General features: G+C 59.7%; 15 protein-coding genes. 6 read left to right on the top strand and 9 right to left on the bottom strand.

From position 1 onward, the window contains the following. Nucleotides 1-39: 39 nt before the first annotated feature. Nucleotides 40-945: a LysR substrate-binding domain-containing protein gene (locus tag AC5I5B_RS19065; RefSeq protein WP_003505935.1), complete on the top strand. Its 906-nt coding sequence runs from the start codon at nucleotides 40-42 to the stop codon at nucleotides 943-945. A gap of 63 nt (nucleotides 946-1,008) precedes the next feature. Here the strand turns inward: AC5I5B_RS19065 and AC5I5B_RS19060 are convergent, their stop codons facing one another. Next, on the bottom strand, nucleotides 1,009-1,701 hold the full coding sequence (locus tag AC5I5B_RS19060) for an SDR family NAD(P)-dependent oxidoreductase (RefSeq protein WP_111834243.1): 693 nt from the start codon (nucleotides 1,699-1,701) through the stop codon (nucleotides 1,009-1,011). 10 nt (nucleotides 1,702-1,711) lie between these two features. Then, the gene (locus AC5I5B_RS19055; RefSeq protein WP_111834242.1) at nucleotides 1,712-2,914 is read right to left on the bottom strand and encodes a pyridoxal phosphate-dependent aminotransferase; all 1,203 of its coding nucleotides are present in this window, start codon (nucleotides 2,912-2,914) and stop codon (nucleotides 1,712-1,714) included. Between the two features lie 444 nt (nucleotides 2,915-3,358). Between AC5I5B_RS19055 and AC5I5B_RS19050 the strand changes: the two genes are divergently transcribed. From AC5I5B_RS19050 to AC5I5B_RS19035, 4 genes are read left to right on the top strand one after another with little or no spacing between them, the layout of a single operon-like run. Next, nucleotides 3,359-4,273, top strand: coding sequence for an ABC transporter permease (locus AC5I5B_RS19050; protein ID WP_495752779.1), 915 nt, complete (start codon nucleotides 3,359-3,361; stop codon nucleotides 4,271-4,273). Further along, nucleotides 4,270-5,073 (top strand): ABC transporter permease, encoded by an 804-nt coding sequence (locus tag AC5I5B_RS19045; protein WP_003505942.1) that lies wholly within the window; start codon nucleotides 4,270-4,272, stop codon nucleotides 5,071-5,073. The genes AC5I5B_RS19050 and AC5I5B_RS19045 overlap by 4 nt, the downstream gene beginning before the upstream one ends. Nucleotides 5,074-5,098: 25 nt before the next feature. Next, a complete protein-coding gene (locus AC5I5B_RS19040; RefSeq protein WP_003505945.1) occupies nucleotides 5,099-6,175 on the top strand; it encodes an ABC transporter substrate-binding protein in 1,077 nt (358 codons plus the stop codon). 9 nt (nucleotides 6,176-6,184) lie between these two features. Beyond that, a complete protein-coding gene (locus AC5I5B_RS19035; protein ID WP_020810713.1) occupies nucleotides 6,185-7,288 on the top strand; it encodes an ABC transporter ATP-binding protein in 1,104 nt (367 codons plus the stop codon). Between the two features lie 135 nt (nucleotides 7,289-7,423). On the opposite strand, the gene AC5I5B_RS19030 is transcribed toward AC5I5B_RS19035, so the two are convergent. From AC5I5B_RS19030 to accB, 6 genes are read right to left on the bottom strand one after another with little or no spacing between them, the layout of a single operon-like run. Further along, on the bottom strand, nucleotides 7,424-8,191 hold the full coding sequence (locus AC5I5B_RS19030; protein WP_495752778.1) for a 5-oxoprolinase subunit PxpA: 768 nt from the start codon (nucleotides 8,189-8,191) through the stop codon (nucleotides 7,424-7,426). Nucleotides 8,192-8,216: 25 nt separating this feature from the next. Next, nucleotides 8,217-9,215, bottom strand: coding sequence for a 5-oxoprolinase subunit C family protein (locus AC5I5B_RS19025; RefSeq protein WP_111834240.1), 999 nt, complete (start codon nucleotides 9,213-9,215; stop codon nucleotides 8,217-8,219). Further along, nucleotides 9,212-9,925, bottom strand: coding sequence for a 5-oxoprolinase subunit PxpB (gene pxpB, locus AC5I5B_RS19020; protein WP_111834239.1), 714 nt, complete (start codon nucleotides 9,923-9,925; stop codon nucleotides 9,212-9,214). The genes AC5I5B_RS19025 and pxpB overlap by 4 nt, the downstream gene beginning before the upstream one ends. After that, the gene (locus AC5I5B_RS19015) at nucleotides 9,922-10,362 is read right to left on the bottom strand and encodes an acetyl-CoA carboxylase biotin carboxyl carrier protein (RefSeq protein ID WP_111834238.1); all 441 of its coding nucleotides are present in this window, start codon (nucleotides 10,360-10,362) and stop codon (nucleotides 9,922-9,924) included. Before AC5I5B_RS19015 ends, pxpB begins: the two co-directional genes overlap by 4 nt. Then, nucleotides 10,359-11,753, bottom strand: a complete 1,395-nt coding sequence (accC, locus tag AC5I5B_RS19010; protein WP_111834237.1) for an acetyl-CoA carboxylase biotin carboxylase subunit — start codon at nucleotides 11,751-11,753, stop codon at nucleotides 10,359-10,361. The genes AC5I5B_RS19015 and accC overlap by 4 nt, the downstream gene beginning before the upstream one ends. Next, a complete protein-coding gene (accB, locus tag AC5I5B_RS19005) occupies nucleotides 11,750-12,217 on the bottom strand; it encodes an acetyl-CoA carboxylase biotin carboxyl carrier protein (RefSeq protein ID WP_003505959.1) in 468 nt (155 codons plus the stop codon). Before accB ends, accC begins: the two co-directional genes overlap by 4 nt. Nucleotides 12,218-12,411: 194 nt before the next feature. Between accB and AC5I5B_RS19000 the strand changes: the two genes are divergently transcribed. Next, nucleotides 12,412-13,338, top strand: a complete 927-nt coding sequence (locus tag AC5I5B_RS19000) for a DMT family transporter (protein ID WP_111834236.1) — start codon at nucleotides 12,412-12,414, stop codon at nucleotides 13,336-13,338. Here AC5I5B_RS19000 and AC5I5B_RS18995 read toward each other — a convergent pair. Continuing rightward, nucleotides 13,319-14,236: a DMT family transporter gene (locus tag AC5I5B_RS18995; protein WP_003505963.1), complete on the bottom strand. Its 918-nt coding sequence runs from the start codon at nucleotides 14,234-14,236 to the stop codon at nucleotides 13,319-13,321. The genes AC5I5B_RS19000 and AC5I5B_RS18995 overlap by 20 nt on opposite strands. Nucleotides 14,237-14,324 lie beyond the last annotated feature (88 nt).

Here is a 14,324-nt window from a genome sequence, read left to right as displayed (position 1 = left end):
TCTTATTCCTGCAAGCAGTAATGGGATGATCAACAGCAGATGGATATCAGGCGCCTGAAATCGTTTATCACGATTGTCGACATGGGTAGCATAACCAGGGCGGCCGATGTGCTGCATATCGCCCAGCCGGCGCTTAGCCAGCAACTGGCAAGCATCGAGGAGCATTTCCGCCAGAAACTGCTGACCCGAAGCCAGCAGGGCGTGGTCATGACCGATGCCGGCAAGGTCGTCTACAGGCATGCGCAGGTCATTTTGCGGCAGATGGAGCAGGCGCAGGCGGAGGCTCTGGAAGCGGGCGCGGTGCTTTCCGGCAAGGTATCGGTGGGACTTGCGCCCTTCAGCAGCGCCGCGACGCTCTCGCTGCGTCTGATGGAAGAAACCAAGCGGCTTCATCCCGGCATTCTGCTGCACATCACGGAAAGCGTCAGCCAGCCCTATAGCCAGATGATCATGAATGGCCGTTTGGAAATGGGCCTCATTCACGGAACCGGGCCGATCCGGGGCGTCAAGTTCACGCCGCTATTGCGTGAGGAATTCGTGCTGGTCGTGCATCGCAGCTTCGGCGTGGAACCGGGCGATGCGCCGATCACGGTTGCTGATCTGGCGTTTCTCCCTTTCCTTCTACCGCCGACCTATAATTTCGTACGCCGCGCCATCAATCTCGCTTTCACCCGCAGCCGCAAGGATCTGATCGTCATGGCGGAGCTGGAATCGGTAAGGACCATCGCGCGCGGCGTGGATGCCGGGCTTGGCGCGACCATAACGCCCAAGGCCATCGCTGACCGTATCGTGGCGGAATCCAATGAAGAAATCGTCGTCAGGCAGATCGCCAGCCCGATGATCGAGGAAACGCTGTCCTTCTGCGTATCGGACAATACGCCGCTCTCCGAGCCTGCGCTGGCCGTCAAGGAGATATTGCTGCAACTGGCGGAGACCCTGAAATAAAAGGATCAGGCCGGTTTTAAAACTACGCGCGGCATGGTCTTTCCGTACCGCGCGCAAAAAAGCTTAAAGCATTGATTCCTTGCGGCAATTCACCAGCAATTCGGCCACCGAAAGGTTGTTCGGCAGGCAAAGCAGGGTTTCTACCATTTCAGCGAGATCCTCCGGCTGGGTCATATCCTCGCGGCTGACTTCCGTTTCGCCTGTTGTCATGTCGGTCGCGATGTAACCTGGGCAGAGGGCAGTGGCGCGCACGCCGTTGTCCCACAACTCCTGTCGGATACCGTGGGTGAGGGCGACGACGGCGAATTTCGTCATTGCATAACCGACATTGGAGCCAACGCGGCGTCCCGCCAGCGAGGCGACATTGATGACCCTGCCCTGTCCGGACTTGACGAGATGAGGGATGGCGGCGCGTGTTACCCTCAGGGGGCCCTTGACGTTGATGCGCCACATCTGGTCGAGGCTTTCTTCGCCCGCATCCATGACCCGTACCTTGGGGTTGATGCCGGCGCAATTTACCAGACCATCGATCCGGCCATATCTTGTTGCGACGGCTTCAACCCAGGCCTCGGCCGAGCCCGTCTCTTCCGCATCGTATCGATCAGCTGAAAGCCGGTCCTTTACCGCAACAGCGGCCGGATTTCGCGCTCCCGCCGCGACGGTGAAACCGGCTTCGTGAAGCCTCTTGGCGATCGCAAGGCCAAGGCCTCGCGATGCGCCGGAAACCATGATGACACGGCCACTTCCTCCCAACATGCTGCTCTCCCTATTTCATTCCATTGCAGAATTCGGCGATGCGGGCGCAGCCTTCGGCCAGGTTCTCCATGCTGGTGGCATAAGAAAGCCGGAAGAAGGGGCTCAAGCCATAGGCCGCACCCTGCACAGTCGCAACGTGATGTTCGGCGAGAAGCGCCATGACGAAATCGGTGTCGTTCTCGATCTTCTTGCCGCCCTTCGTCGTCTTGCCGATCAGCGCCCCAATGTTCGGGAAGATATAGAAGGCGCCTTCCGGCTTGTGGCAGCGGATGCCGTCGATTTCGGCGAGCTTGTCGAGCACGAAATCGCGGCGCGTCTTGTAGATATCGGCGCGTTCCTTCAGCAGATCCTGCGGGCCGTCGAGAACCGCGACGGCGGCAGCCTGTACGATGGTTGCGACACCGCCGCTGTTCTGGGTGTTGACGTTGCTGATGGCCTTGATGAGGTCCTTCGGGCCGCCGCAGAAGCCGAGACGCCAGCCGGTCATGGCATAGGCTTTCGATGCGCCGTTGACGGTCAGAACCCGATCATAGAGCCGCGGTTCGACTTCGGCGATGGTGCAGAATTCGAAGTCGTCATAGATCAGATGCTCATACATGTCGTCGGTCATGATCCAGACATGCGGATGCCGCAGCATGACTTCGGCGATCTCTTTCATTTCCGCTCGCGAGCAGGCGGCGCCGGTGGGGTTGTTTGGGAAGTTGAAAAGCAGCCATTTGGTTTTCGGGGTGATGGCGGCTTCGAGATCTTCGGCCCGCAGGCGGAAACCGTTATTTTCGGGGCAAACCACCGGCACCGGCACGGCGCCCGAAAACTTGACGATATCGGCATAGCTGATCCAGGACGGCGCGGGGATGACGACTTCGTCGCCTGGGTCGCAGGTGGCCATGATGGCGTTGAAGATGATCTGCTTGCCGCCGCCCGCCACCAGAATCTGGCTTGGATCGTAGTCGAGATTGTTATCACGCTTGAACTTCCGCTGGATGGCGGCGCGCAGGGCAGGCGTTCCGTCGGCGGGCGGATATTTCGTATCGCCGGCAACGGCGGCCGCGTGCGCCGCTTCAACCGCGTGGGCAGGGGTCGGGAAATCCGGCTCGCCGGACGACAGGCTGATGACCTTGATGCCCTGAGCCGCGAGGTCGCGGGCTTTCTGGGTCATGGCAAGCGAGGCTGAAACGGTGACGTTGTTGAGGCGTTGGGCGATAGCGGGCATGGATCATTTCCGATTGTAACGGTGAAGGCAGGCATCTTCGTGGTGCCAGTGCATGACAAAGAGGTTACGGGAAATTTCCGCCGTTTCCCCAATACGACTTCGATGTGAGGTCATACGGGATTTTGATGCATCGCTCTGAGAGGGCGCAGGTCCATACTCGTATGCGATGACCTAAGAGCAATAAACTATTATGCAGCGCGTCGGCTTAGCCCCTAAGCTCCTGACAACAACAAGGGAACGACGCATCGGACAATATTACCCAAAGAGGTAACCGGCGCGAAAATGCAGAAACATGCGACAGGGGCCGGCAAAAGACCGGATACCTCGACAGGGAGCACACCCAGCAAATTCTAGTCATAGGGCCTGGACGATTTCGTTCGGCTCAACGCGATGCCTCGTGCCGTATTCAACGCGACGGGAGTATAGATGTCGGATATTGCGATCATGGAACCACATGCCCCGCCACGCCGTGGAGTTTCCGGCTGGAAAGCCATCGAGCGCCGGCTGTTTTCGCCCGGCATACTCATCCTGCCGCTTCTGATCTTTCTCACGATCTTTTTCTTCTGGCCGGCAATTCGGTTGATGACCTTCAGCGTCATGACGCAGAACTCGCAGGGGTTGATCGGTGCCCCCTTCACGTTTGCACACTATGTGAGGTTTTTCGAGGTCGATCTTTACCAGAAAGTGCTCTGGGCGACGATCCGCATCAGCCTGATCACTTCGGCTCTCGCGGCTATACTCGCCTATCCGGTCGCGACCGTTCTCGTGCGCGGCAATATCGTCACGACCCGCATCATCACGCTGATCGTCATCGCACCGCTGGCCGTCAGCGTCGTGGTTCGCGCTTACGGCTGGCAGCTCATTCTGGGCAATGGTCCGACCGGTCTCTTGAACTACATCCTGATGAATCTGGGCATCATAGATAGCCCGTTGACGCTGCTTTTTTCGGACGCCGCCGTCATCATCGGCTCTCTGCACATCTTCTTCCCGATGATGGTGCTGCCGCTGTCGTCCGCGCTTGGCAAGATTGATCCGAATCTGCAGCAGGCCGCCCGCACGCTCGGTGCGCCCGCGTGGAAAGTTTTCCTGCGGATCACTTTCCCGCTCAGCCTTCCCGGCCTCGTGGCGGGTTTCACGCTGGTGTTCTCGCTCGCCTCCGCATCCTATGTCATTCCCGCTTTGATCGGCGGTCCCGGCTCGCAAATGCTCGGCAACATGGTCGAACAGCAGGTTCTCGCGGTCTATGACTGGCCGTTCGGCGCCACCATCGCCACCATCCTCGTCTTCATCGTCATTCTGATCAACGCCGTCTCGATGAGGTTGCTCGGCGGGCGTCGTATCAAGGCAAGTGCATCATGAACAACAAGCTGACCGGCACACCCGCCATCGTCCTTTATGCGATCACCGCTGCCATGATGGTCTTCATTCTGGCTCCGATCGTCCTTGTCGTCGCCATCTCGTTTTCCGACAGCTATTTCGTCACCTTCCCGCCGCAGGGTTTCACCTTCCGCTGGTATGCGGCGGTAATGCAGAACGAGGAATTCACCGCCGGCCTCACCTTCAGTGCGGCGCTTGCGGTGGCGACCACCATTCTGTCGCTGGCACTTGGCGTTCCCGCAGCCTTCGCGCTCTCCCGGGGTAAATTCATCGGCCGCTCGCTGATGAAGGGGCTACTGCTTTCGCCGCTGATCTTTCCCGTGCTGGTGACCGGCCTTGCGCTGCTGCAGCTCTTTTCCGGCTACGGCTGGATGGATACCAAGCTGAAGCTTCTCATCGCCCATACCGTGGTGACGTCGCCCTATGTGATCCGCACGGTGCTGACCAGCCTCCAGCTCGTCAATGTCAGCCTCGAGGAAGCGGCGCGCACGCTTGGCGCCACCCGCTGGAAAACCTTCACGCGGGTGATCTTTCCGCAGATCGCGCCCGGTGTCGCCTCCGGCTCGATCTTCTGCTTCATGGTTTCTTTTGACAATTATCCCGTTTCGATGTGGCTGGCCGATTCCGCGAACCTGCCCGTGCCCATCGTTCTCTATCGCCAGATCGGTACGGTCTTTGATCCTTCGGTCGCGACCATGTCCACCATCATCATCGTTCTGGCGGTTACCGTCGTGCTCGTCCTCGACAGGCTGGTTGGTCTGCGCCGGGCAATGGCAATGTAAATCAACAACAAGAGGGGTACCGGAAATGACAGACAAGACCATCATCATGAAACGGCGCAGTTTCCTCACAGTCACCGCAGGCGCGCTCGCCACACCCTATTTTTATACCGCGGCTTCCGCGCAGGACCGCACCATGTATGTCGGCGTCTATAATTCGGCACAGGGCGGGCTGATCAAGAAGGAAGTGATCCCGGCCTTCGAAAAGGAATATAAGTGCCGGGTCCTGACGACTGAAGGCGCAACGCTTGCCAATATCGCCACGCTGCGCGCCACCCGCGAAAATCCGCAATATAGCGTGATGTCGATGGACGATGTCGGCGTTCCCCAGGCCAAGGAGGAAGGCCTGATCGAGCAATTGCCGATCGATGAAATCCCCAACCTCAAGAACGTCTATTCCCGTTATCTTTTCGAAGACAATTTCGGCGTCGGTTTTGCAATTTCGATTGCCGGCCTGTTCTACAATCCGACAACGGGCAAGCCGTTCGAAAGTTACGAACAGATGTTCGACAAGAAATATGCCCGCCGGATGCTTCTGAATACGCCGAAGAATACCCAGAGCGTTCTGATGCTGATGGTGGCGGCCGCACTTGCGACCGGCAAACCGCTGAAAGAAGCGCAATATGCCACCGATGCAGGCTGGGCGAAACTTGCCGACCTGAAGCCGAACGTCCTTTCCATCTATGATGCGGAAGCGCAGACCATGATGGTTGCGCAGGGCCAGGCGGATTTCGGCGGCATCGAATATTCCAAGGCCGTTTATCCACACACCAAAAAGGGCGTGCCGCTGGACATGACCTTCCCGAAGGAAGGCGCTTTCACCGGCATCAACTCCATCGCGCTGGTCAAGGGCGGGCCGCACCGCGATCTCGCTCTCGCCTATATCAACCGCATCCTCGACCCCGGCGTGCAGAAGATGCTGTCTGAAGCCACGCTCAGCGCCCCCTCCGTCAAGGGCATCGAGTTCGGCGCGGATACGGCGAAATTCCTTGCCTATCCGGAAGCGAAGATGGAATCGCTGAACCTCTTCACGCCGGACTGGAAATACATCATTCCGCGCCGCGCGCAGTGGCTCGAAAAATACAACCAGACCTTTAACGGCTGAGGAACGCAGATGAAATCCGTAGAAGTCCGCCTGGAAAGACTGACCAAGCATTACAGCGGTCAGGTCGTTGCCGTCGATGATGTTTCGCTTACCGTCAAGGCAGGGGAAATCCTGGCGCTTCTCGGTCCGAGCGGATGCGGGAAAACGACCTGCCTTCGCATGATTGCGGGGCTCGTCGATCCCACCTCGGGTGAAATCGTGGTCGGCGGCAAGCCGACCACGCGCACCCCGGTTCATCGCCGCAATGTCGGTATGCTGTTTCAGAACTACGCCCTGTTTCCCCATATGACCGTTGCCGAAAACGTCGCCTTCGGTCTCGAGATGCGGGGCGTTTCCAAGGCCGATCGGGAAGGGCGTGTGAAGCAGGCGCTCGATCTCGTTCAGCTGCACGCCTTCGGCGACCGGCTGCCGGCGCAGCTTTCCGGCGGCCAGCAGCAGCGTGTCGCACTGGCGCGCGCTCTGGTGATCGAGCCTTCGATGCTGCTGCTGGACGAGCCGCTTGGCGCACTCGACAAGGGCCTTCGGGAAAGCATGCAGGTTGAAATCCGCAGCCTGCAGCAGCGGCTTGGCCTCACCACCATCATGGTGACGCATGATCAGGACGAGGCCCTGACCATGGCGGACCAGATCGCCGTGATGCGGGACGGCAATCTCGAGCAGATCGCGCCGGCAGGTGAAATCTACCAGAAGCCGCTGACGCGCTTCGTCGCTGGTTTCATCGGCGCCTCGAACTTCTTCGAGGCGAGTGTGGTGGAACGCAACGGCCGCGCCGCACGGCTTGTGACCGGTGCCGGGGTGCGGCTGGATGTGGATGACATGGGTACGGTCCAGGGCGACAAGGTTGTTGTCACGGTTCGCCCGGAGGCGATCTCGGTTTCGCCGCTTGCGGCCGACGCGGGTGAAAACGCCAGCAATTCCACGACGGCAAAAGTGGAGCAGGTCGTCTATCGCGGTTTTATGCTGCACTACTACCTGCGGCTGGATAGTGGCGAGCCGATGATCGCCTACAGGCAGACCCAGACGGAAGGGTTCACCAATGCCGTCAGCGTGGCCGGCGACCGGGTGAAACTGAGCTGGACAAACGACAGCAATCACGTGATCCAGCTGAATTGATACTTCCTCTGCCGGATCGGTTCACCGGTTCGGCCGACGAAAAATACCTGAAAATGTAATGGCACCGTGCTCCAGAAATGATGCACGGTGCCGTAATTGTTTGATTGTCAATGATAAGAGGAAAGCGGGCCGCCCTCAGACGACTACTTCGCGGGCCGGAACGACGCTGCCCCCGCAGGCTTCCACTTCGCTGCGCACCGTGCGAGCAAGCTCCAGCGAACCGGGTGTATCGCTGTGAACGAGGATCGATCTGGCGCGAACGGGGATGATCTCGCCCTCGATTGTCGTGACGGTGCCTTTTTCCAGAAACTGGCGCACGCGCGCGCGCACTTTCGTCTCTTCCTTGATGACGGAATTGGGCAGCTTGCGCGGCACGAGCTGCCCCTTCACATCATAGGCCCGGTCGGCGAGGAAAAGATTGAGCACCTTCAGCCCGCAATCCAGCGCGGCCTTTTCGATCAGCATGTCCGGCATCGAAAAGACGATGAGATTGGGATCGACCGCTTTGATCTTTTTCATGATCCGTTCGGCAAGGGCCGCGTCGCGGTTGATCATGTTGCCCATGGCAGCATGGAAGCTGATGTGAGAAAGCGCGACATCCTGCGCCCTCGCAATCGCCGATAGCGCGCCGAGCTGGTAGAGAACCTGCTGTTCCATTTCTTCCGCGTCGACGGGAATTTCGCGGCGGCCAAAGCCGAGACGGTCGGCAAGGCCCGGATGAGCGCCGACGCCGACGCCGTTCTGTTTGGCCAGACGCACCATGCGCGCCATCATTTCCGGATCGCCCGCATGGAATCCGCAGGCGATATTTGCCGAAGAGACGACTTCCATAAGTTTCCCGTCGTCGCAGACCTTATAGACGCCGAAACCTTCGCCCATATCGGAATTAACATCGATCTTCATGGTTCCCTCTCCTTGTTTTTCAGGATTATCGTTTTGCGAGCGTGCCGAGTGCGGCGGTAATCAGCGGCAGGGTCTTGCGGATATCTGCGAAATAGGCGTCGATCGCCTGTTCGACTTCCAGCGCTTCGCGCACCGTTGCTTGCACGAAGCGGATGCGGCTGCCGATGCGCGCCTGTCCGAGCCGCCACAGATCGCTGTCGATGATGCCGGCCATCTTGGGATAACCGCCGGCCGTATTGGCGTCGCTCATCTGGATGATCGGCTCGCCGCTTGGCGGCACCTGAACCACACCGGGAATGACGCCGTAAGAACGCAGCTCCACCGGGGCCGAAAGTGTCATCGGCGTTCCGGCAAGCCGGTAACCGGTGCGGTCGCTCTGTGAGGTGATTTTCCAGGCCTCCGACCAGAAACGTTCGGCGCCTTCGCCGAAAAGATCGTGTTCGGCGGCCGGAATGGCTCTCAGCAGCAATTCGCCATTGTCGGACACCGGAAACATGTCCGGCATCGCAACGGCAAGCGCCATGACACCAAGACCGTTTGAGGGCAGCGGCGAGGCCTCGGATGGCAGAACGGCAAGCCTGTCGCCGGTGGCGAGATGGCGTCCTTCGTGGCCGCCGAAGGAACCGCGAAGCGAGGTGCTGCGCGATCCCATGACCACCGGAACGTCGATGCCGCCCTGAAGGCAGAGATAGGCACGAGCAGTCTTCTGCGGTGTCGAAAGCTCGAGTATTTGACCTTTTGCAGCCCGAGTGCACCAGTAGGGTAGCAGGTCCGCACCATCAAGCCGTGCCGTACAATCTGCGCCGGTCACGGCGAAGGTCAGTGCCTCTTCGAACTCGATGCGGAAAGGGAAGGTCTGGATTTCAATCGCGGCGGCGTCTTCGCCGTTGCCGACGAGGATATTGCCGACCCTGAGCGCGATGGGGTCCATCGCGCCCGTGGCGGTGATGCCGATATTGCGGTAACCCGCACGGCCGAGATCCTGGACGGTGTTCAGCGGTCCGCAGGCAAGAATATGGATCATAGTTCGATCCTTTCAGGAAGGAAACGAACCCGGTCGCCGGGCGCAAGCACCGCCGGCTGCTCAGCCGTGGCGTCGAACATGGTGATTTCGGTGAAACCCAGCGAATTCCAGCCATTAGGCCCGGTCAGGACCGAGATGCCAGACTGCATACCGCCGATCGTCACCATGCCTTTCAGCATGCGCAGCGACGGGACTTTCTTGCGTGGCATGAAAATGCGTGGATCGAGACCGCCGAGATAACCAAAGCCCGGCGCGCTGCCGACGGCGAAAACCGTATAGGTCTGCTCGAAGTGCAGGCGCACGACTTCCTTGTCCGGCAGACCCGAATAATCGCAGATCGCGGCAAGGTCGATGGCGTGCTCGCCGCCATAGGTCGTCGGCACCTCGATGGTCTTGCCCAGAAGATCGAGTTCGGTCGTGCGTTGCCAGATGTCGAGAAGCTCGTCCTGCAAACGCCCGGCATCATCGGGCGTGCCGCGCAGCACGATCAGGAGGTTGGTCATGCCGGGTATGAGTTCCAACACATCGGGGCGGTCCTTCAGCGCGCGTGTCAGCGCCCAGATGCGCCGCTGTGCAGGCAGGTCCAGCTCGCCGGGCGCTTCGATCAGAAAGGTCTTGTTGCCGATCATCGAGATTTTCGGCAGGCCCAGATGGGCGGGGGAAAGGTGGGGCGTTTTCAGCGGGAGGTTGCTCATTGACGTCACCATCATGCTTCGGTCTTGAGAAGGGTGGAGCCATATCCGACAAGCGCACCGGCTTCTGCCACCACTTCGGTGACGGTGCCGGCTTTGTCGGCGATCACCGGAACGATCACGGGTCCGACTGTCACGAATGCAACGATTTCGCCCTTCACTACGGATTTTCCTATCTGGATCGGGCGGTCGGGGCGCTGCGGATGCGCTGGGGTGAAGATGCCGGCAATCGGTGCGCGGGCAAGGATGTCTCCGGTCTTTGCCGGCGCCTTGGCCGTCTCGGCGGGGCGCGGTGCGGCAGGAGCCTGACCCCCTGCCATGGCGACGATCTTCAGTGACCCATCCGGCGTCTCTATTTCGATGGCGGATACGTTGTTGCGCTCAAGGTAAGCGGCAAGATCGGCAATGATGCCAGGCTCGCTGTAGCGGGATATCGAAACAGACTGTCGCTTCATTTTGAACTCCGCGCTGCAAGCCAGTGTTCGAGGTAATGGATGTCAGTGCCGCCTTCGGAGAAGGCCGGGTCTTCCAATATTTCCCGATGCAGCGGCAGGTTGGTGGAGACGCCTTCTATGCGCATTTCGCCAAGCGCGCGGCGCATGCGCATGATCGCCTGCTCGCGCGTCGGCGCATGGACGATGAGCTTGGCGATCAGGGAATCGTAATGGGCGGAAACCCGATAGCCCGCTGTTACATGGGTATCGACCCGCACGCCGGGGCCGCCCGGCAAGTGGAGAGCCGTGATCAGACCGGGGCAGGGAATGAAACTGTAGGGATCTTCGGCATTGATACGGCACTCGATCGAGTGTCCCTCGCAGACAATGTCCTCCTGCGAAATTTCCAGCGGATAGCCGAGAGCGACGAGAAGCTGCTGGCGCACCAGATCCACGCCCGAGGTCATTTCCGTGACCGGATGTTCGACCTGCAGACGGGTGTTCATCTCGATAAAGTAGAATTCGCCGTTTTCATAAAGAAACTCGAAGGTGCCGACGCCGCGATAACCGATCTGGCGGCACGCTTCAACGCAGCGATTGCCGACAAAGGCCGCAACATCAGGCGGGATGCCGATGGCCGGACCTTCCTCGACGACTTTCTGGTGCCGGCGCTGCATCGAGCAATCGCGCAGGCCAACCCAGACGCCGCCGCCCTGACCATCGCAGAGAACCTGAATTTCGACATGGCGAGGATGTTCGAGGAATTTTTCGATATAGAGTTCCGGCGTTCCGAAGGCGCGGCTTGCCTCTTCGCGCGTAACGAGAACGGCGTCGTGAAGGGTGGAGGCATCATGAACGACGCGCATGCCACGTCCACCGCCGCCGCCGGCTGCCTTGACGATGACGGGATAGCCGATCTCAGTGGCGATTTTCGAAACCTCCGCCATGTCATCCGGCAGGGCGGAATCGGGGCCGGGAACGCAGGGCACGCCGGCCTCCATCATCGCCCGTTTTGCCGCGATCTTGTCGCCCATGGTGCGGATGGCGTCGGCACGTGGGCCGATGAAAACCGCACCCGCTTCCTCAACCGCTTCCGAAAACGATGCCCTTTCGGAGAGAAAACCATAACCGGGATGAACAGCGCCTGCGCCCGTCAGCTTCATGGCAAGCAGGATAGCCGGCACGTTGAGATAGCTCTGGCCGGGAGAAGCCGGGCCGATGCAGATGGCGGTATCGGCCGCCTTCAGATAATCCGCATCCTTGTCCGCTTCCGAATAGACCATGATGGTCTTCAGGCCGAGTTCACGGCAGGCGCGCTGCACGCGGAGTGCGATTTCGCCGCGATTGGCGATGAGGACGCTGTCGAATGCCCTTTGCCCGGCTCCTTCCTTTGGAAGTGTTGCATCCATCATTCGAACTCCAGCACTGGCTGTCCAAGTTCGACGTCTTCGCCGTCATTGGCGATGAATCTGGCGATCCTGCCGCTTCGTTCGGCTCTCACGGTGTTGAACACTTTCATCGCTTCGATGATGAAGAGTTCCTGCCCTTCCCTAACCTCGTCTCCGGCTTCAGCGAAGGGTGCCGAGCCCGGGCTCGGAGCGCGATGGAAAAGACCGAATGAGGGTGCCGCGACGATGCCGGAGGGCGCCGGTGCCGCTGTGGCGGATGCAGGTGCCTGTTCTTCGGCGCGGGGTGCCTCGGTGGATGCCGCTTCCGCCACCGGAACGGTGCGGGGCTGCGATGATGTCGCGTGCTGTGAAACGGCATTGTTTTCGCGAATGATCCGGACCGTGGTTCCCTCCTGGCTCACGGTCAATTCGGACACTCGCGAAGAGCCGACAAACTCGATCAGTTTCTTGATCTTTTCCAGATCCATATTGGTTTCCAACGTCTTTTTTGTCCCCACGGCGGCGGGCAAGCGGAGCGGAATCCGCACCCTGTCCATCAGCAACAGCTACCATGGAGGCGGGATTGATGGGGTCAGACGAAGTTTCTATGGACACGGGTTTGAGGTTTGATATCCCGCCGCCGCGTGGTGAAACGGTTCGAAGACGTCCGAAGGAACGAACCATGGATTCCCGCAAAGGCATTCTCCTCAAAATCTCTGCAGCGCTCGCTCTTGTGCTGATGGGCGCCTGCATCAGCGGTCTCAGGGGTGAAATACCCATCGGGCAGGTCGTTTTTTTCAGGTCGGCGGTGGCCATGCTACCGCTCTGTCTGTGGATGGCCGTGCAGGGAGGATTTCGGAAACAGGTGGCGACCAGCCACATTGGCGGGCATCTGGTGAGGAGTTTTTCCGGAACCGGCGGCATGGTCTTCAGCTATCTGGCGCTGGCTTACATTCCGCTCGCTGATGCGACGGCCATCAGCTATGCCACGCCACTTTTTACCGTCATTCTGGCGGTCTTTCTTCTGAAGGAGGTCGTGAGGATTTATCGCTGGACGGCGGTGGTCTTCGGGCTGTGCGGCATCGTGCTTATCCTGTCGCCGCATTTTTCCTTCGATGTTTCGGATGTCGCCTCCGGTTCGGGTGTCGCCATGCTCGGTGGTCTGTTCGGTCTGGCAGCGGCTTTTTTCTCTGCGATATCGATGATCCAGATCCGGCATCTGACGCAGACGGAAAATACCGGTGCGATCATTTTCTATTTCACACTGCTCACAACGGTCATCGGTTTTGCCAGTATCGGCATGGGCTGGACAATGCCGACCGCGTGGCAATGGACCCTGCTGATCGGTACCGGTCTCATTGGCGGGATCGCGCAGATACTGGTGACGCTGAGCCTGCGTTATGCCGAGGCTTCACTGCTGGCGCCGTTCGATTACACGACGATGATCTGGGCGCTATTGATTGGTTATGCCTTCATGGATCAGGTGCCCGCACTGACGACCATTCTCGGAGCCTCGATCGTGGTTGCCGCCGGCTTGTTCACGTTGTGGCGGGAAAGGCGGCTGCACAAAAAGCGCCTTACCGATGAGCTTACCTTGTCGGCTCCCTGACGGCCTGTTTCGTCAGCCGGTTTTCGCGCCACATGGCGAACAGCCCGGCGGCGATGACCGTCAAAGCGCCTATGATAGTCGCACCTGTCGGCACTTCGGCCATGAAGAGATAACCGAGGGCGATCGCCCAGATCATCGTCGTGTAATCGAACGGCGCCAGCAGGGAGGCCTGGGCATGGCGCAGGCTGAGCGTCATGGTGATCTGGCCGATGCCGCCGGCAAGCCCGCCGCCGGCGAGCAGCAGAAACTGGTTGAAATCCGGCATCTTCCATCCAAATCCAAGCGTGGCGAAGCCGGCGACGACACCCGTCAGCGTATAGATGAGCACGATGCGCGACGGCTTTTCGATGCTGTTCAGGTGGCGGACGGCGATGGAGGAAAAGGCCGCGCAAAGCGCACCGGTCAGCGCCAGCGCCGTTCCGATCATCGCAATGCTGTCGATCTGGGTAGGGCCTGACACGGCGTCAAACACCGGGTTGGGTGAGAGCGTGATGAAGACGCCGATGAAGCCCGTCAGCACGGCGGACCAGCGATATATCCGCACTTTTTCGCGCAAAAGCAGCGCGGCCAGCATGATGGTGAAAAGCGGTGTCGTGTAGCTCAGCACCGTGACATTCACCAGCGGCAGATAGGCGAGCGCCAGAAAGCCGAAGAACATGCCGCCCAATCCAGCCGAGCTGCCCGCAAGCAGGCGGCCTATATTCTTGGCGGCCGGCACGGTTATCCGCTCGGATGAGGCGATGAACCAGAGACAGAGGGGAATGAGGGCAAAAAATCCCCGGCAGAAGACGACTTCGCCGACCGGGATCGCTCCGCCCAAACCCTTCACGCAGGCGGACATGACTGTGAATGCCAGCATGGCCACCAGCTTGAGCAAAATACCTGTCTTAGGATCCATCCCGCTCCCCATCGCAGCAAAGACCGTGTCATGGGGAAGAGGCGGAGAATAGCCATGGTTGCTGGCCATAAGAATCTTGTCTTACCCC

This window comes from Agrobacterium sp. (assembly GCF_059499945.1).
The sequence above is the reverse complement of the archived record's forward strand: the minus strand, read 5'-3'. Positions and strand labels throughout refer to the sequence as shown.

Excerpts from the sequence above, each read along its gene's own strand:
- AC5I5B_RS19065 (WP_003505935.1), top strand. The coding sequence starts at position 40 with ATGGATATCAGGCGCCTGAAATCGTTTATCACGATTGTCGACATGGGT.
- AC5I5B_RS19060 (WP_111834243.1), bottom strand. The coding sequence starts at position 1,701 with ATGTTGGGAGGAAGTGGCCGTGTCATCATGGTTTCCGGCGCATCGCGA.
- AC5I5B_RS19055 (WP_111834242.1), bottom strand. The coding sequence starts at position 2,914 with ATGCCCGCTATCGCCCAACGCCTCAACAACGTCACCGTTTCAGCCTCG.
- AC5I5B_RS19050 (WP_495752779.1), top strand. The coding sequence starts at position 3,359 with ATGGAACCACATGCCCCGCCACGCCGTGGAGTTTCCGGCTGGAAAGCC.
- AC5I5B_RS19045 (WP_003505942.1), top strand. The coding sequence starts at position 4,270 with ATGAACAACAAGCTGACCGGCACACCCGCCATCGTCCTTTATGCGATC.
- AC5I5B_RS19040 (WP_003505945.1), top strand. The coding sequence starts at position 5,099 with ATGACAGACAAGACCATCATCATGAAACGGCGCAGTTTCCTCACAGTC.
- AC5I5B_RS19035 (WP_020810713.1), top strand. The coding sequence starts at position 6,185 with ATGAAATCCGTAGAAGTCCGCCTGGAAAGACTGACCAAGCATTACAGC.
- AC5I5B_RS19030 (WP_495752778.1), bottom strand. The coding sequence starts at position 8,191 with ATGAAGATCGATGTTAATTCCGATATGGGCGAAGGTTTCGGCGTCTAT.
- AC5I5B_RS19025 (WP_111834240.1), bottom strand. The coding sequence starts at position 9,215 with ATGATCCATATTCTTGCCTGCGGACCGCTGAACACCGTCCAGGATCTC.
- pxpB (WP_111834239.1), bottom strand. The coding sequence starts at position 9,925 with ATGATGGTGACGTCAATGAGCAACCTCCCGCTGAAAACGCCCCACCTT.
- AC5I5B_RS19015 (WP_111834238.1), bottom strand. The coding sequence starts at position 10,362 with ATGAAGCGACAGTCTGTTTCGATATCCCGCTACAGCGAGCCTGGCATC.
- accC (WP_111834237.1), bottom strand. The coding sequence starts at position 11,753 with ATGATGGATGCAACACTTCCAAAGGAAGGAGCCGGGCAAAGGGCATTC.
- accB (WP_003505959.1), bottom strand. The coding sequence starts at position 12,217 with ATGGATCTGGAAAAGATCAAGAAACTGATCGAGTTTGTCGGCTCTTCG.
- AC5I5B_RS19000 (WP_111834236.1), top strand. The coding sequence starts at position 12,412 with ATGGATTCCCGCAAAGGCATTCTCCTCAAAATCTCTGCAGCGCTCGCT.
- AC5I5B_RS18995 (WP_003505963.1), bottom strand. The coding sequence starts at position 14,236 with ATGGATCCTAAGACAGGTATTTTGCTCAAGCTGGTGGCCATGCTGGCA.